The organism is Streptomyces aureus, from assembly GCF_001418135.1.
In the GTDB taxonomy this organism is placed as follows: Bacteria; Actinomycetota; Actinomycetes; order Streptomycetales; family Streptomycetaceae; genus Streptomyces; species Streptomyces aureus_A.
The window spans coordinates 1-15,911 of sequence record NZ_LIPQ01000307.1 but is presented as its reverse complement, the minus strand read 5'-3'; the positions used below and the strand labels follow the sequence as shown (position 1 = coordinate 15,911).

Sequence of the window (15,911 nt, the reverse complement as noted above, 5' to 3'; positions counted from 1 at the left end):
CTCCTCCTGCCCCCTGCCCGACCTGCCCCTGTACCTGCCCGCGACCCTTACGGCATCCTCCGTACGCCCTCGTTCCCGAGGTGGACCGGGTGCGCCCCGAACCCGTCGGAGGGATGATCGGTCGGGGGGAAGGGATCTGGCAGACTCTCTCCCTATGGGTGAAACGACCGTGAAGAGTTTGGACAACCGGACGACCCCGTCGTCACCCACCGTGGCCGACGGCAGGTTCGCGCGCCTCCGTGCCCGCGCGCCACGGCGCCCCACGATCTGGTTCGAGATCGCGCTGATCGCGGTGAGCTACTGGACGTACTCGCTCATCCGCAACGCGGTGCCGGAGCAGAAGGCCCAGGCCTTCAAAAACGCCGACTGGATCTGGGAGACCGAGCAGTCCCTCGGCCTCGCCTTCGAGCACGCCGTGAACCACGCCGTGAACTCGGTGACATGGCTGATCGTGTCGATGAACTACTACTACGCGACGCTGCACTTCGTCGTGACCATCGGTGTGCTCGTGTGGCTGTACCGATGGCACCCGGGCCGTTACGGGGCGTTCCGAACGGTGCTGTTCGCCACCACCGGTGTGGCACTGGTCGGTTACTACCTGTATCCGCTCGCACCCCCGCGGCTCATGACCAGCCAGAACTTCGTCGACACGGTGCTCGTCCACCACACCTGGGGCTCGATGGCCTCGGGCAACCTCAAGCACGTGTCGAACCAGTACGCGGCGATGCCGTCGATGCACATCGGCTGGTCGCTCTGGTGCGGCCTGACGATCTTCCTCCTGGCCAAGGCGCCCTGGGCGAAGATCCTGGGCCTGGTGTACCCGGTGGCGACCCTCGTCGTCATCGTCGCCACCGCCAACCACTTCTGGCTCGACGCGGTCGGCGGCATGATCTGCCTCGCCTTCGGCTTCGCCGTCTCCTACTTCTGGTACGGCTCCCGCCCGCACCGCCTGCCCAAGCTGGTCGAGCCGGTGCCGGGCGCGGTGACGCGGAGCGGCCCGCCTCCGAAGGGGGAGGCGGACCGCGAGGACGAGAAGACCGACGCCGTCTCGTCGACCGAGGTGGCCGCCGGAACCGATGGGGCCGAGAAGGCCGATACGAAGCGCTCGGTCAGCTCCGGCAGGTGATCCGGCCGCCGGCGACGGTGAGGCGGATCGGCGCGTTCTCCGTCTCGTCCGCCTGAGCCTCCACCGGGTCCACCGCGAAGGGTGAGGCCGGCCGGGCTGGATCCGGCACGGCCCGTACGCGCGGGCGGCGCAGGGGCCTACGCCCCGTAGAACAGCTCCTCGACGACGGCGCGGGCCCGGCGGGTGATCCGCCGGTAGTCGTCGACCATCTCGCCGACATGACCTGACTCGTACCCCAGGTACCGTCCGACCGCCGCGAGGTCGCGCGGGTCCGAGGGGAAGGTGTCGCCGGGCCGGCCGCGGACCAGCATCACCGCGTTGCGGACGCGGGTGGCGAGGACCCACGCCTCGTCCAGGGTCTGCGCCTCCTCCGTCGGGATGAGGCCGGCCGCGTGGGCCGCCCTGAGTGCCTCGCGGGTACGGGTCGTCCGCAGCCCCGGTTCCACCCAGCCGTGCCGCATCTGAAGCAGCTGGACCGTCCACTCGACGTCGCTCAGGCCGCCGCGCCCCAGCTTGGCGTGGAGGGTCGGGTCGGCGCCGCGCGGCAGCCGCTCGGACTCCATCCGGGCCTTGAGACGGCGGATCTCGCGGACGGCGTCCTCGCCGAGGCCCTCGGCCGGATAGCGCAGCGGGTCGACGAGTTCGATGAACCGGTCCCCCAGCTCGCGATCGCCCGCGATGGGTTCGGCGCGCAGCAGCGCCTGGCTCTCCCAGACGAGGGACCAGCGGTGGTAGTAGGCCGCGTACGACTTCAGGGTGCGGACCAGGGGGCCGCTCTTGCCCTCCGGCCTGAGGTCCGCGTCGATCAGCAACGGCGGGTCCGCGGTGGGGAGCTGCAGCAGTCGTCGCATCTCGGCGACCACCTTGCTCGCGGCCCTGGCCGCGTCCTGCTCGTCGACGCCCTCGCGCGGCTCGTGCACGAAAAGGACGTCGGCGTCGGAGCCGTACCCCAGCTCGTGACCGCCGAAGCGGCCCATGCCGATGACGGCGAACCGGGTGGGCAGTTCGTCGCCCCACTCCGCGCGGACGGCGGCCCGCAGGGCGCCCGCGATCGTCGCCGCGTTGAGGTCGGTGACCGCCTCCCCCACCCGGTCGACCAGGGCGCCCGGGTCGGGCTCGCGGGGGCTGTCCTCGGTGCCGTACGAGCCGATGAGGTCGGCCGCGGCGGTCCGGAACAGCTCCCTGCGGCGCACCCCGCGGGCCGCCGCGACGGCCTGCTCGGCGTCGGACGCGCGGCCCACCGCCGCCAGGACCTCCTGCTCCAGGTGGTCCAGGCCGCGGGGCTTCAGCCCCTCCGGGTCGCCGAGCAGCGCGACCGCCTCGGGAGCGCGCAGCAGCAGGTCGGGGGCGAGGCGTCCGGCGGAGAGGACCCGGGCGAGGTTCTCTGCGGCGGCGCCCTCGTCACGGAGCAGCCGCAGGTACCAGGGAGTCTTGCCGAGGGCGTCGGAGACCTTGCGGAAGCCGAGCAGGCCGGCGTCCGGGTCGGCCGAGTCCGCGAACCAGCCGAGCAGCACCGGGAGCAGCGTCCGCTGGATCGCGGCCTTGCGGCTGACCCCCGAGGCGAGGGCCTCCAGATGGCGCAGGGCGGCTGCGGGGTCCTCGTAACCCAGCGCTTCGAGCCGCTGTCCCGCGGCCTTCGGGCTGAGCCGGATCTCGCCGGGGGCGAGCTGGGCGACGGCGTCGAGCAGCGGCCGGTAGAAGAGCTTCTCGTGCAGGCGGCGGACGACGGCCGCGTGCCGCTTCCACTCCTTGTTGAGATCGGCGACCGGGTCGGTGCGCAGTCCCAGGGAGCGGCCGAGGCGGCGCAGGTCGGCCTCGTCCTCGGGGACGAGGTGGGTGCGGCGCAGCCGGTACAGCTGGATGCGGTGCTCCATGGCCCGCAGGAAGCGGTAGGCCTCGTCGAGCTGGGCGGCGTCGGCCCGGCCGACGTAGCCGCCGGCGGCGAGGGCGGCGAGCGCGTCGAGGGTGGTGCCGCTGTGCAGGCCGGCGTCGCTGCGGCCGTGCACGAGCTGGAGGAGCTGGACGGCGAACTCGACGTCGCGGAGGCCGCCGGGGCCGAGCTTGAGCTCGCGGTCGATCTGGGCGACGGGGATGTTGTCGACGACCCGGCGGCGCATCTTCTGCACGTCGGGGACGAAGTTCTCGCGCTCGGCGGCCTGCCAGACGAGCGGGGAGACGGCGTCGATGTAGTGGGCGCCGAGCTCCGGGTCGCCGGCCACCGCGCGCGCCTTGAGCAGCGCCTGGAACTCCCAGGTCTTCGCCCAGCGCTGGTAGTACGCGAGGTGGGAGGAGAGCGTACGGACGAGGGGGCCGTTGCGGCCCTCGGGGCGCAGATTGGCGTCGACCGGCCAGATCGTGCCCTCGACGGTGGTCTCCGAGCAGATCCGCATCAGGTGCGAGGCGAGCCGGGTCGCCGCCTGCATGGCCTTGCCCTCGTCGGCGCCGTCGGCCGGCTCCGCCACGAAGATCACGTCCACGTCGGAGACGTAGTTCAGCTCGTGACCGCCGCACTTGCCCATCGCGATCACCGCGAGCCGGCACATGGCGGCGTCGGCGGGCGCGGCGGTACGGGCGATGGCGAGCGCGGCGCGCAGGGTCGCCGTCGCCAGGTCGGCGAGCTCGGCGGCGGTCTCGGCGACGTCGATGGTGCCGCACACGTCTCGGGCCGCGATGGCCAGCAGGCACCGGCGGTAGGCGACCCGCAGCGAGACCGCGTCGACGGCCTCGGCGAGGCCGTGCTCGAACTCGGCGACCCCCGGGTGCAGGTCGGCGGCCTCGTACGTGACGAGGGACTCCCAGTCGCGCGGGTGGCGGGCCAGGTGGTCGGCGAGCGCCTCGGAGGCGCCGAGCACCCCGAGGAGCCGGTCCCGGAAGGGCTTGGCCGCGAGCAGGGTGGTCGTGAGGGTCTGCCGCTCGGTCTCGGGCTGCGCCTCGACGAGGCGGACGAGGCCGCGCAGGGCGAGGTCGGGATCGGCGGTCGCGCCGAGGGCGTCGAGGAGGACCGAGTCGCCGCGCAGCGCGGACAGCTCGGGCACGTCCAGGAGCCGCTCCGCCCCCGACGGGTCGGTGAATCCGTGCCGCAGCAGACGTGAGAACGTGCTGCTCCTGCGTCCCGGCACCGTCATTCCGCCGCTCCCTCCGAGCAGGTCCGCCGCGGGGTCGACGCCGCGGCTCACCCCCGGGTCGGAACCCGGGCGGATCGAGCCTATCCGGAGCGGGGGACGGGGGCTTTCAGGCCTTCGGTTCGCAGCGGATCACACGTGATGTCCCACACATCGATGGCTTTTCGAGGTCGATGAACCGTATTCCTTGAAAGTCCGTCTTGCTGGAGGCGGACCACCCCCGCCTGCCCGTACCCGCCGAAGCGACCCTGACGCGGGCCCGACCGCATGCGCGGACCACCCCGCCTGCCCGAGCCCGATCAGGCGACCCCTGAAGCGACCCCCCCGTACGCCAGCGCGGGACCGACCCGCCTGCCCGACCTGCCGAAAGCGCGCCGCCGACCATGCCCATACGCCTCCGCCGCCGTCTCTCCATGTCCCGCCGCAGGGCCGTCTCCACCGCGGTCACGACCGCCCTGGTGGGCGGCGCCTTCGCCGGACTCCTCTCGGTGACCGGTGCACCGGAGACGGCCGCGGCTCAGACGGCGACGCCGGAGGGGAAGGCGCCCACGGCCCCGGCCACGGCCACGCCGCCCCGGGCCTCGGCCCCGTCGCCGGTCCCCATGGCCACCGGCCCGGACTCCCAGGACCCGGCCTCGAACGCCGGGACGCCCGGACGGACCCCGCGGCCCCCGGCGTCCGGGGCGGACACCTCGGTCATGCAGATCGTGGCGCACCCGGACGACGACCTGTTCTTCATGAACCCGGACATATCCCAGACCATCCGCTCCGGCACCCCGCTGGCCGCGGTGTATCTGACGGCCGGTGAGTCCGACGGCGTCAACGCCCGCCCGCGCGACGCCGCCGCGGCCAAGGCGGACAAGGCCGGCTACGCCGAGGCACGGCAGAACGGCATCCGTGCCGCGTACTCCGAGATGGCGACCGGCAGCCGGACCAGCCCGTGGGACCGGGTGGCGATACCCACGGCCGGTGGCGGCATGGCCGAACTGGACACCCTGCGCGCCAACCCGAAGGTCAGGCTGGTGTGGCTGCAGATACGCGAGGCGGGGTCGACCAACCTCCACCGCCCGCACAGCCTGAACGGCCTCTGGCACGGACTGATCGGCACGCTGGAGTCGCAGCGCTCCTCCGGGACCCCGGTCGCCACCGACTTCCGGTACACGAAGGACGAGGTCGTGGCGACGATCGCCGGGCTGCTCGACCGGTTCCGGCCGACCTTCGTCCGGATGCAGGACCCGAGCCCCGGCATCGACCCGAAGACCGGGAAGATCGGCGACCACCAGGACCACCTGTACGGGGCGCGGTTCGCCCAGGCCGCGCTCGCCCGGTACGCGGAGCTGCCCGGACATCAGCGCATCGGCGTGCAGAACTACCTCGGCTATCCCACCAGCGTCCTGCCGCACACGCTCGACCCCGAGACGGCGGGCGACAAGCTGAAGACCCTGAAGACCTACGCCTGGCTGGACGGCGTCAACGACTGCGGGACGCCCGCCGGCTGCGGCGACCTGAAGGTGGCCGCGCGGCCCGCCGGACGCGGCTGGACCGCGACCGTGCGGTACGCCCGGGGCACCTCCACCTCCTGGGTGCAGCGGGACCGGGACGGCGTGCTGCACGCGTTCTCCGTCCTCGACGGACGGCTCGCGGCCTGGCGGAAGCCGGCCGACGGCGGCGCGTGGAGCGGCCCGACGCTGCTGCCCGGCGGCGGCATGGACACCGGGGTCACGTCGGTGTCGCTGCCCGACGGCCGTATCGCGGTCTACGGCACCCGGACGCTCCTCGCGGGCGGCCCGGCCGGATACCGCCGCGAGGTCGTGAGCACCGAGCAGACGGCGCCCGGTGGCGCCTTCGGCCCGTGGCGCTCGCTCGGTACCCCCGAGCGGAACGACGCGACCGGCACCTCGGACATCAGCGCGCCCGCCGTGACCGTGGGCACGGACGGCCGCGCGACCCTGGTCCTGCGCGACAGCCTGCGCCGTCTGACCGCCCGCGAGCAGGGCGCGGACGGCGGCTGGGGGCCGTGGCGGGTGCTCGGCGGCGCGGACGTGGTCGGCGACCCGGTCGCGGCGACGGACGGGAAGGGCCGGGGGTACGTCTTCGCGAGCACCCCGAAGACCGTTCTGTTCTGGGCGCAGCACGTGACCGGCGGGCCGCTCACGGGTCCGGCGCTGACCGCGCTCCCGCCGACGACCCTGGCGCTGAGCGCGAGCCCGGCGCCGAACGGCGACGGCGTACGGCTCTGGTTCCGCAAGCCGGCCTCCGGCGATCTGCGCAGCGCCGACTTCTCGGGCGTCGGCCCGGTCTCCCGGGTCACGGAGCTGCCCGGCGGCGTGGCGGGCTTCGGCCCGGTGAGCGGCGGCGACGGGCTCCTCGCGGTCCGGTCCCGGACCGGCTTCCTCGCGACGGCGCCGCGCGGCAGGACGGGGGCGGCGGGGCCGGCGTGGAAGCTGGAGAAGTTCCTGTTCGCGGGGGCGCCGGACGCGGGGACGGACGGGGTGGCGGCGATCGGCCTTGACGGCCGTCTGCACTGGACGCCCGCGGGGCCGGGCGTGCCGAACGGGCGGGGTGTCGCGGCGGCCGAATGAGCCGTGGCGGACGGTGATCCGTGGCGGACGGTGATCCGCGACGGGCCGTGGTGGCGGACCTGAGCCGTGGCCGGCCGCGATCCGCGACGGGCCGTGATCCGCGACGGGCCGTGATCCGAGACAGGCCGTGGTCCGCGACGCCCGTGATCGGTGGCGGACCCGACCGTGGCCGGCCGATGAGTTCCGCCGGCCGGTCCGGTCGTTACCTGTGCACCACCGCACGCAGCGGAGCAGGCGACGAAGGGAACGGCGATGAACCCGCAGACCCCGCAGACGGTCCTCGACCCCCGGTACAGCGACGACAGGGCGGGCCCGGTCCCCTGGTCCGAGGCCGAGGCGCGGCTCGCGGCGGCCGAGGTCTTCTGGCTGACGACCGTTCGCCCCGACGGCCGCCCGCACGTGACCCCGCTGATCGCCGTCTGGTCGGAGGGCGCGCTCCACTTCTGCACCGGCCCGGACGAGCGCAAGGCCCGCAACCTGGAGGCCAACACGTCGGTGGTCCTGACGACGGGCACGCCCGCGCTCGGCGAGGGCTTCGACCTCGTGGTCGAGGGCGAGGCGGCGCGGGTGACGGACGAGGACCGGCTGGCGGCGCTCGCCGGGGCGTGGGTGGAGAAGTACGGCGAGGACTGGCGTTTCGAGGTGCGCGACGGGGCGTTCCGGGGGGACGGTGGTACGGCCCTGGTGTTCGCGGTCGCGCCTCGCACGGCCTTCGGCTTCACCAAGGGCGACCCCTTCGGACAGACCCGCTGGCGTTTCTGAGGAGAGCCCCTGTGAACTGGACACTGGAAGTCGTCCCGGTCCCCGTCACCGACATGGACCGGGCGAAGGAGTTCTACGCCGAGAAGTGCGGCTTCGCCGTCGACCTGGACGACGAGACGACGCCGGGCGTCCGCATCGTCCAGCTGACACCGCCGGGCTCGCGCTGTTCGCTCGCGCTGCTGAACGGGATGCCGCCGATGCCGGGCACGAAGGAGATGGCCCCGGGCACCCTCCAGGGCCTCCAGTTCTGTGTGACGGACATCGAGGCGGCCCGGGCGGAGTTCGTCGGGCGCGGGGTGGAGGTCTCGGAGATCCAGCACGTGGGCGAGAAGGGCTGGGAGGTCGGCAAGGGCGGCACGTGGAACGCCTTCATGACCTTCGAGGACCCGGACGGCAACGGCTGGATGGTCCAGGAGGCACCGTCGGAGCTCTCGGAACGCTGAAGGCGGCCACGTCCTCCGGGGTCCAGTGCCCCGCCGCGCCGGGCCGGGAGGCGAGGTAGCCGGCCACCTCGGCGGGCCGCCACGCCCCGGCCTCGTGGAGCCCTGCCGCGAGGTGGCGCAGATAGGCCGCGGAGGGCGGGCGGAGCCCGTCCGCCGCCGGCATCGGCCAGGGCGCGGTGAGGGTGAGCACGGGGATGCCGTCGATGTGCCCCGGGCAGACGAGGGTCTCGTACCGTCCGGGACCGAGTGCGCAGCGGCCGGTGGCGAGGGCCTCGGCCAGATCGAGGTCGGCGCCGGGCTCCCGGTACATCTCCTGCGCGGCGATGTCGGAGAACTGCCCGGCGGTCAGCAGATGCGCGACGCCCCACGCGGTGCCGTCCGCGTCCGGGTCGTAGAAGGCCCGGCCCCCGGTCCACACGGCCGACTCGGTCGCGAAGTACACCTGCCCGTCCAGTTCGACGGCCACGGACCGGTCGGGGCTCCGTGGGTCCCGGCACCCGGGGAACTCCCGCTCACCTCCGTCCGGGCGGCCTCCGGCGAGATAGCAACCGAGGCGTTCGGCATGCATGTTGGAGCCGTAGGCGGCGTACCAGACGCGGGGACGGGGTTCCGGCATGGAACCCGACGCTAGCGCGGACGGACCGTCACACCTAGAACCCCCGGTAGAAGTGCCGGAGCTGCTCGTCCTCCGCGACGCACGGCATCCCGGCGGCCTCCATCACCCGGTGGGACGCCGGATTGTCCAGGTCGGCGTCGCCCTTCACGCCGGAGACACCGGCCCGCCGGGCGATCTCGAGGAGCGCCCGGAGCGCCTCGGTCGCGTACCTGTTGCCGCGCGCGGCAGGCACGAGCCCGTATCCCACGGTGACGACCCCGATCTCGTCGGGCGGCCCGTGGAACCCGATCCCCCCGATGGTGACCCCGCTCTCGGCGAGCCGTATCGCGTACACCCGGAACACTCCCGGATCACCCCGCTCGGCGACTCCCCGCAGGAACCCGCCGGCCGAGCGGACGTCCCCGTCGCCGGGATACCCCTCGCCCCACAGGTCCCCGGGCCCGGCCTTCCGGGCGACGACCCGCTCGGCCTCGGCAACGGTCATCGGTTGGAGCAGGAGCCGCTCGGTGGCGACGGATTCGATCTTCACCGGGGCAGTCTGAACGGACGCACCGCCCCGGGCAACGGATTTAACCGCCCTTACAGCACCGGCAGGTTCTTCCGAAGCTCGAAGGCGGTGACCTCGCTCCGGTACTCCTCCCACTCCTGCTTCTTGTTGCGGAGGAAGCGGCGAGACGCCGAGGGCACCTCAGCTACAGCTGGAACGAGCACTTGAGATCGTCTCCCACATGGTTGTTGTTGGGTATCCGTGGCTACCGGGGACGGCCCAGCGACCTCCAGTTCGAATGGGACGCTCGACGGATGAAGGTGGAACTGGATGACAGGCCTTAGCGGGCCGCTGCCCGTCTCCGGTGCCTCGCCCCAGGAGTACGGCTGCTCAGGGTCCACGGCGAACTCGCCAACGTACCGAACGATGCCGCGCGACCCCCCAAAGAGCCGCAAGGCAAGCCCGAGACTCACGTGGTCGCGAGTGGACGCATCGCCAACCTGCCGAGGTCTGTGGCCCGGTCTGCCCATCGCCCGTGTAAGGGAACGTGCCATCCTCGGCCCACTTGTCGAATTAGCCATGCTGGTGACCGGTCTTGGGGTCGCTGAAGAGCAGCACATTGTTCGATTTGGCGCACTTGCTCACACCGCCATGGCGGCTACCGCTGTAGCGGTCGTGCAGGTCCTTGCGCTTGATCGTCTGGCAGGCAGGAGGCGCCAAGCAGGCGTGATGTCCGCGACCTGTCCGTGTGGCGAAGGTGGCCAGGCTGCCGGACAGGGCGCGAACTCTTACATGGAGTGGAGGGCTCTTCCCGCCTCGAGGATGAAGCGTTGCAGTGCTTCATCTCCTTTATCGTAAATGAACTTCAATTGGCGCGGCGCGTCTTTATCACCATCAGCAGCTCGCTCTAGAGACACACAGTAATCACGCAAAAGGTGATCTAGTTCATCAGTGCACTCTTTGACGCGGGGTGTACCTTCCAGCGCGATCACACGCTTGAGAGACAGGAATTCGAAATGCGCCTCGTTGGCTGCGACGGTTTGCCTCTTCAGCTCTTTCGTTCGCTCCTCGCTCGCCGGCAGTTCGACGGTCTCGGAAATTGCCCACTCCATGGGAGCGAAGGACTGCAAATGCTGAATCATATTCAGGTACGCAGTCCGCTGAATCTCCCTGAGTCGCTCTTGGCGATGAGCAGCTGCGGATTGCTGTGCTTGCTCGCGAGCTGCACGTGCTGTGTACTTTCCAGTCACCCAACTAGCGACGACGGCAGTTCCGCCTGTTATAGCAGCGACCCATAGTGTGCTGTCCGCCATGGGGCTCATTGTCTCCCGGTCGTCGCCATCGGAAAAGTTGGGCGGAAGCCGGAGGAACTCCGCCGCCTGGCGACAGGCCGTGGGGCAGTCGTGCGGGACGCGCCCCGAGTAGCTGCACCAAGGCACAAAGCCCCAGCTTGCCAGCAGCAGCCTTCGGCCAGCAGTCACGCCGAGTCGACACGGGGAGCCCCGGATCGACGTCCGGGGCCACCCGTCACTGGGCACACGGCTTCGGAGGGGGCGTGCACCTGAGATGTCCGCGCCGGTCAGCAGCCCAAGGATGGATGGCCAAGCCTTGTCATTCCGGAGCTCAAGGAGGGCGAGCGTCACCAGGCGGCCCGTGAGCCCGGCATGCACGCGCTGAGGCACTTCTACGCGTCCGTCCTTCTGGACGCCGGCGAGAACATCAAGGCGCTCAGTACGTACCTCGGCCACGGCGACCCCGGCTTCACGCTCCGGGTCTACACGCACGCACCTGATGCCGAGCAGCGACGGGCGGGCCGGCGGGCCGTGGATGGGCTCTACGAGGGCGCCGCTTCGACGCCGGACGGCCCAGAGACGCCCCAGGGCCAGTGAGACGACTCAGGGCCGACGGTTTGCGAACGTCGGCCCTGAGTACTGCTCCGGGACTTTACTGGACCTGACCTGCGGCTACAAGACCGGCAGGTTCTTCCGGAGTTCGAAGGCGGTGACCTCGCTCCGGTACTCCTCCCACTCCTGCTTCTTGTTGCGGAGGAAGAAGTCGAAGACGTGCTCGCCCAGGGTCTCCGCCACCAGTTCGCTCTTCTCCATCAGCGCGATCGCCTCTCCCAGGTTCTGCGGGAGCGGTTCGATGCCCATCGCCCGGCGTTCCGCGTCCGAGAGAGCCCAGACGTCGTCGTCGGCGCCGGCCGGGAGTTCGTAGCCCTCTTCGATGCCCTTGAGCCCGGCGGCGAGGAGGACCGCGTACGTCAGGTAGGGGTTCGCGCCCGAGTCGATGGAGCGGACCTCGACGCGGGAGGAGCCCGTCTTGCCCGGCTTGTACATGGGGACGCGGATCAGGGCCGAGCGGTTGTTGTGGCCCCAGCAGATGTACGAGGGGGCCTCGCCGCCCGATCCCGCCGTGCGGGACGAACCGCCCCAGATGCGCTTGTACGAGTTGACCCACTGGTTCGTCACGGCGGAGATCTCGCCCGCGTGCTTCAGCAGACCCGCGATGAACGAGCGGCCGACCTTGGACAGTTGGTACTCGGCGCCCGACTCGTAGAAGGCGTTCCGGTCGCCCTCGAAGAGGGACAGGTGGGTGTGCATGCCCGAGCCCGGGTAGTCCGAGAACGGCTTCGGCATGAAGGTGGCCTGCACGCCCTGCTCCAGCGCCACCTGCTTCATCACCAGCCGGAAGGTCATGATGTTGTCCGCCGTGGAGAGGGCGTCCGCGTAGCGGAGGTCGATCTCCTGCTGGCCCGGGGCTCCCTCGTGGTGGCTGAACTCCACCGAGATGCCCATCGATTCGAGCATCGTGATCGCCTGGCGGCGGAAGTCCATGCCCACGTTCTGCGGGGTGTGGTCGAAGTATCCCGAATTGTCCGCCGGGGTGGGGCGGGTGCCGTCGAGCGGCTTGTCCTTGAGGAGGAAGAACTCGATCTCGGGGTGGGTGTAGAAGGTGAAGCCCAGGTCCGAGGTCTTGGCAAGCGCCCGCTTCAGGACGTACCGGGGGTCCGCGAAGGACGGCGAGCCGTCCGGCATCAGGATGTCGCAGAACATCCGCGCCGTCCCCGGCGCCTCGGCCCGCCACGGCAGGATCTGGAACGTCCCCGGATCCGGCTTGGCGATCATGTCCGACTCGTATACGCGGGCGAAGCCCTCGATCGCGGAGCCGTCGAATCCGATGCCCTCGTCGAAGGCCTGCTCAAGCTCGGCGGGCGCCACGGCCACCGACTTGAGGAAGCCCAGCACGTCGGTGAACCACAGACGTACGAAGCGGATGTCGCGCTCCTCGAGCGTACGGAGCACAAATTCCTGCTGCTTGTCCATTTCCACACCCATCCTCGCTGGTCAGGCCGCCTGCTCCCACCGCCTCAGAGCACATCGGGGGGCACCTGAGCATCCCACCACATGGTTTCGCGCACGTTGCACACCCATAGTGCCTGCTCGGGTGTGACTCAGGTAACGCGGGAAGGGCGGCGTCCGGGTGTCCGTTCGTCCCTCGGCCGCCCGCCCGTCGGTACCGAGTGGTACCCCGTTCGGCCCACGGAGCCCCCGCGCCCACTACGATCTGCGCCCATGGGAGCCACACGGCTCGTACGCCCGTCCCAGCACGCGCGTCCCATGGCACTGGTGAGTGCCGTGGCGACGCTCCTCGCCGCGCTCTTCTTCTGTCTGGGCGCCGGCCCCGGTCCCGAGGACCATCACGCGGGCACCGGACCGAAGGCCGCGAGCGGGCCCGCGGCCACCGGCACGACGGCCCCCGCCCACGAGGCCACCGGCACCGTCGTCGAGTACATCTGCCCGTACGACCGCGGCGGCTGCTCCCTCTTCCCCTCGCTCTCCCCCGCGGTGCTCAGCGCGCCTCCGCTCGATCCGCCGCTGTACGCGGCCGACGGGCTCCCGCGCTTCGAGCCGCCGTCCGGTGACGGCGCCGCGCGCCGTTCCGGCGTCCGGCCGCGCGCGCCGGATCTGCACGTCCTTCAAGTTCTTCGGACGTAGCGGCGCCGGGCGTCCCGCCCCGCTACGTCCACCCCCGAACTCCACCCCCATCCCTGAAGAAGGACGACACCACCATGGCCGCCAAGAGCTCCGCCAACGCCGACCGCCGCGCCCGAATAGAGGAGATGCGCCGCGCCGAGCAGGCCCGTGAGCGCCGCAACCGCCTCATCACGATCGGCATCTCGGGCGTCGTCGTCCTCGGCCTCGTCGGCTTCGGCACCTTCGTGCTGATGAAGAAGTCCGACGAGCAGGACAAGAAGGACGCGGCCGCGAAGGCCCCCATCACCGCCGAGAAGTCCTGGGACGCCACGAAGCTCGGCCGGAACCACGTCGAGACGGCCGTGAAGTACGAGATGAAGCCGCCGGTCGGCGGTGACCACCACCCGGTCTGGATGAACTGCGACGGCGTCGTCTACAAGAAGGCCATCTCCGAGGTGAACGCCGTGCACTCCCTGGAGCACGGCGCCGTCTGGGTGACGTACAACAAGAAGGCCGCCGCCGACGACGTGAAGAAGCTGGAGGACAAGGTCGGCAAGACCAAGTACACGCTGATGAGCCCCGTGGACGACCAGGCCGGCGCCATCATGCTGTCCGCCTGGGGCAAGCAGGTCACCGTGGACAACGCGAGCGACCCCCGTATCGACGCCTTCTTCACCAAGTACGTCCAGGGCCCGCAGACCCCCGAGCCGGGCGCCGCCTGCACCGGCGGGCTCGACCAGTGAGCCGGGTCGGCGAGGACGACGGCGACGACGACGTCCTGACGCCCCCGGCCCGGCGGCCGAACCGGACGCAGTGGGCGGCGATCACCGCCGTCGCGCTGGCCCTGCTGTTCGCCGGGGGCGCCGTCACCGTCGCCTCCGCGGAGCGCGAGGAGGCGCCGCGTACGCCGTCCTCGCTCTCCGCGGACGCCGGCTTCGCCCGGGACATGGCCGTCCACCACCAGCAGGCCGTCGAGATGTCGTTCATCGTCCGGGACCGCACCCGGGACGATGAGGTGCGCCGACTCGCGTACGACATCGCCAACACCCAGGCCAACCAGCGGGGCATGATGCTCGGCTGGCTCGACCTGTGGGGGCTGCCCAAGATCGAGTCCGGCGTCGAGCCGATGACCTGGATGGGCATGGGCGGCTCCGGCGACACCGGGCCGCTCGACGGGGCCCTCATGCCCGGCATGGCGACCAACACCCAGCTGGACGAGTTGCGCGCGGCGAGCGGCCGCGAGGCCGAGGTCCTGTACCTGAAGCTCATGACCGAGCACCACAGGGGCGGGGTCCACATGGCCGAGGGCTGTGTCCAGAAGTGCTCGGTGGACATCGAGCGCGGTCTCGCGCAGGGCATGGTCGACGCCCAGAAGTCCGAGATGCTGCTGATGGCGGACATGCTCAGGAAGCGTGGCGCCTGACGACCCGGGTCGGTGACCCGACGGCCCCCGTGACCCGCCGCGGTCGCGGGGGCCGAGCCGTACACAGGCAGGCGCCGGCCGTCGGGCCGTACGCCGACACGTCACGACGGTCGCCGTACGCCGACAAGTCGCGGCGGTCGGGCCGTGCGCCGACAATGAGTGGGCTCGGGGACGTACGTGTGACCACGTCCGACGAAAGGTACCCACCCCATGACCACGGCGAAGGACATCATGCACCCCGGGGCCCAGTGGATCCCGGCACACGAGACGCTCGACCGCGCCGCGCAGCTGATGCGCAACCTGAACGTCGGCGCGCTGCCCGTCGCCGACGAGAACGAACGGCTCTGCGGCATCATCACGGACCGCGACATCGTGGTCGGCTGTGTGGCCATGGGCCACGACCCCTCGAAGATCACCTGCGGCGAGATGTCCAAGGGCACCCCCCGCTGGGTGGAGTCGGGCGCGGACGTGGGCGCCGTCCTGGAGGAGATGCAGAGCCACCAGATCCGGCGGCTGCCCGTCATCGAGGAGAAGCGGCTCGTCGGCATGATCAGTGAGGCCGATCTGGCCCAGCATCTGTCGGACGAGCAGCTCAAGGGGTTCTGCGAGAGCGTCTACGCGCCTTCCTGACGCGTCGACTCGCCTTCACTGACGCGTCTACGCGCCTTCCTGACGCGTCCACTCTCCTCCCCGACGCGTCTGCCCGCCTTCCAGACCGGATCGCAGGACCACGGTCGCGACCGCTTCCGGGCGGTCCTTCATGACCAGGTGGCCCGACGGCACGGCCGCCTCGTAGCGGGCCCCGAGCCGTCGGGCCAGCGCGCGTTGCCGCCGGTCCCAGCGGGCCGAGCCCTCGGGGGCGGCGAGGACGGTGACGGGGAGGCCCGGCGGGAGCGGGTGCGTGGTGCGCAGGGCGAGGAGTTCGGCCGCGACGGCTCCGTAGTGGGCGTTCTCCCAGAGGGTGCCGCGCAGGACGCGTGAGGTGCGGTAGACGCGGTGTACGAGGGCGGCGGGGGCCGGGTCGTGGCGTACGGCCGCACGGCGCACCGCGGGGCCGAGGGCGGCCGGGACTCCGGCGGCGGACAGGACGGCGCCCAGGACTCGGGCGACGGCCCCCAAGGACCACCTGCTCGCCCGGGGGTGCTCCTCCACCGAGGAGTCCACGAGCACGAGCGCGGTGGTCCGGTCCGGGTGGAGCCGGGCGAAGGCCTCGGCGTGGAACCCGGCGATCGAGTGCCCGACGACGGTGGCGGGGCCGGGGAGCCCCAGCGCGTCGAGGAGGGCGGCGATCCGGTGGGCCTCGCCGGCGGCGGTGGGCGGGCCGGCGGCGAGGCCCACCGGATCGCCGCCCTCCTCGACGCGCTGGGGCTCCC

At 71.6% G+C, this 15,911-nt stretch carries 15 protein-coding genes and 1 pseudogene; 9 read left to right on the top strand and 7 right to left on the bottom strand.

The genetic code is table 11. From position 1 onward, the window contains the following. Positions 1–154 precede the first annotated feature (154 nt). A complete protein-coding gene (locus tag AOK00_RS24620; RefSeq protein ID WP_055602467.1) occupies positions 155–1,126 on the top strand; it encodes a phosphatase PAP2 family protein in 972 nt (323 codons plus the stop codon). Positions 1,127–1,263: 137 nt separating this feature from the next. Here the strand turns inward: AOK00_RS24620 and AOK00_RS24615 are convergent, their stop codons facing one another. Then, positions 1,264–4,251 (bottom strand): bifunctional [glutamine synthetase] adenylyltransferase/[glutamine synthetase]-adenylyl-L-tyrosine phosphorylase, encoded by a 2,988-nt coding sequence (locus AOK00_RS24615; protein ID WP_055602466.1) that lies wholly within the window; start codon positions 4,249–4,251, stop codon positions 1,264–1,266. A gap of 380 nt (positions 4,252–4,631) precedes the next feature. Between AOK00_RS24615 and AOK00_RS24610 the strand changes: the two genes are divergently transcribed. The 3 genes from AOK00_RS24610 (at position 4,632) to AOK00_RS24600 (ending at position 8,035) form a co-directional block, all read left to right on the top strand. Then, a complete protein-coding gene (locus AOK00_RS24610) occupies positions 4,632–6,830 on the top strand; it encodes a PIG-L family deacetylase (protein WP_055602465.1) in 2,199 nt (732 codons plus the stop codon). Between the two features lie 252 nt (positions 6,831–7,082). Further along, positions 7,083–7,592, top strand: a complete 510-nt coding sequence (locus tag AOK00_RS24605) for a pyridoxamine 5'-phosphate oxidase family protein (RefSeq protein WP_055602464.1) — start codon at positions 7,083–7,085, stop codon at positions 7,590–7,592. A gap of 11 nt (positions 7,593–7,603) precedes the next feature. Further along, a complete protein-coding gene (locus tag AOK00_RS24600; RefSeq protein ID WP_055602463.1) occupies positions 7,604–8,035 on the top strand; it encodes a VOC family protein in 432 nt (143 codons plus the stop codon). Here AOK00_RS24600 and AOK00_RS24595 read toward each other — a convergent pair. From AOK00_RS24595 to AOK00_RS39180, 4 genes and pseudogenes are all read right to left on the bottom strand, one after another. Beyond that, positions 7,962–8,651 carry a hypothetical protein gene (locus tag AOK00_RS24595; RefSeq protein WP_055602462.1) on the bottom strand — a complete coding sequence of 230 codons (690 nt, stop codon included), beginning with the start codon at positions 8,649–8,651 and terminating at the stop codon, positions 7,962–7,964. The two genes, AOK00_RS24600 and AOK00_RS24595, sit on opposite strands and share 74 nt — an antisense overlap. Positions 8,652–8,685: 34 nt before the next feature. Next, on the bottom strand, positions 8,686–9,180 hold the full coding sequence (locus tag AOK00_RS24590) for a GNAT family N-acetyltransferase (RefSeq protein WP_079042173.1): 495 nt from the start codon (positions 9,178–9,180) through the stop codon (positions 8,686–8,688). A gap of 50 nt (positions 9,181–9,230) precedes the next feature. Continuing rightward, a pseudogene (locus AOK00_RS38515) lies at positions 9,231–9,317 on the bottom strand (glutamine synthetase); the annotation flags it as partial. 609 nt (positions 9,318–9,926) lie between these two features. After that, entirely contained in the window at positions 9,927–10,451 is a 525-nt protein-coding gene (locus tag AOK00_RS39180; RefSeq protein ID WP_159041838.1) for a hypothetical protein, read from the bottom strand. A 351-nt stretch (positions 10,452–10,802) separates the two neighbouring features. On the opposite strand from AOK00_RS39180, the gene AOK00_RS24580 reads away from it, so the two are divergent. Beyond that, on the top strand, positions 10,803–11,027 hold the full coding sequence (locus tag AOK00_RS24580; protein WP_055602460.1) for a tyrosine-type recombinase/integrase: 225 nt from the start codon (positions 10,803–10,805) through the stop codon (positions 11,025–11,027). Positions 11,028–11,102: 75 nt separating this feature from the next. Here AOK00_RS24580 and AOK00_RS24575 read toward each other — a convergent pair whose 3' ends face one another. Continuing rightward, positions 11,103–12,464, bottom strand: coding sequence for a glutamine synthetase family protein (locus AOK00_RS24575; RefSeq protein ID WP_015033133.1), 1,362 nt, complete (start codon positions 12,462–12,464; stop codon positions 11,103–11,105). 249 nt (positions 12,465–12,713) lie between these two features. Between AOK00_RS24575 and AOK00_RS24570 the strand changes: the two genes are divergently transcribed. From AOK00_RS24570 to AOK00_RS24555, 4 genes are all read left to right on the top strand, one after another. After that, positions 12,714–13,136: a hypothetical protein gene (locus tag AOK00_RS24570; protein ID WP_055602459.1), complete on the top strand. Its 423-nt coding sequence runs from the start codon at positions 12,714–12,716 to the stop codon at positions 13,134–13,136. 74 nt (positions 13,137–13,210) lie between these two features. Continuing rightward, positions 13,211–13,858 carry a DUF3105 domain-containing protein gene (locus AOK00_RS24565; RefSeq protein ID WP_055602458.1) on the top strand — a complete coding sequence of 216 codons (648 nt, stop codon included), beginning with the start codon at positions 13,211–13,213 and terminating at the stop codon, positions 13,856–13,858. Positions 13,859–13,893: 35 nt separating this feature from the next. Then, positions 13,894–14,538 carry a DUF305 domain-containing protein gene (locus AOK00_RS24560; protein ID WP_173861627.1) on the top strand — a complete coding sequence of 215 codons (645 nt, stop codon included), beginning with the start codon at positions 13,894–13,896 and terminating at the stop codon, positions 14,536–14,538. A 210-nt stretch (positions 14,539–14,748) separates the two neighbouring features. Next, complete coding sequence (locus AOK00_RS24555; RefSeq protein ID WP_055602457.1) at positions 14,749–15,168, top strand: CBS domain-containing protein; 420 nt, start codon at positions 14,749–14,751, stop codon at positions 15,166–15,168. Positions 15,169–15,195: 27 nt separating this feature from the next. On the opposite strand, the gene AOK00_RS24550 is transcribed toward AOK00_RS24555, so the two are convergent. Further along, positions 15,196–15,911: alpha/beta fold hydrolase (locus AOK00_RS24550; RefSeq protein ID WP_055602456.1), on the bottom strand; the 716-nt coding region annotated here is incomplete at its 5' end.

Coding starts and splice junctions, on each gene's coding strand:
- AOK00_RS24620 (WP_055602467.1), top strand. CDS start 155: ATGGGTGAAACGACCGTGAAGAGTTTGGACAACCGGACGACCCCGTCG.
- AOK00_RS24615 (WP_055602466.1), bottom strand. CDS start 4,251: ATGACGGTGCCGGGACGCAGGAGCAGCACGTTCTCACGTCTGCTGCGG.
- AOK00_RS24610 (WP_055602465.1), top strand. CDS start 4,632: ATGCCCATACGCCTCCGCCGCCGTCTCTCCATGTCCCGCCGCAGGGCC.
- AOK00_RS24605 (WP_055602464.1), top strand. CDS start 7,083: ATGAACCCGCAGACCCCGCAGACGGTCCTCGACCCCCGGTACAGCGAC.
- AOK00_RS24595 (WP_055602462.1), bottom strand. CDS start 8,651: ATGCCGGAACCCCGTCCCCGCGTCTGGTACGCCGCCTACGGCTCCAAC.
- AOK00_RS39180 (WP_159041838.1), bottom strand. CDS start 10,451: ATGGCGGACAGCACACTATGGGTCGCTGCTATAACAGGCGGAACTGCC.
- AOK00_RS24580 (WP_055602460.1), top strand. CDS start 10,803: ATGCACGCGCTGAGGCACTTCTACGCGTCCGTCCTTCTGGACGCCGGC.
- AOK00_RS24575 (WP_015033133.1), bottom strand. CDS start 12,464: ATGGACAAGCAGCAGGAATTTGTGCTCCGTACGCTCGAGGAGCGCGAC.
- AOK00_RS24570 (WP_055602459.1), top strand. CDS start 12,714: ATGGGAGCCACACGGCTCGTACGCCCGTCCCAGCACGCGCGTCCCATG.
- AOK00_RS24565 (WP_055602458.1), top strand. CDS start 13,211: ATGGCCGCCAAGAGCTCCGCCAACGCCGACCGCCGCGCCCGAATAGAG.
- AOK00_RS24555 (WP_055602457.1), top strand. CDS start 14,749: ATGACCACGGCGAAGGACATCATGCACCCCGGGGCCCAGTGGATCCCG.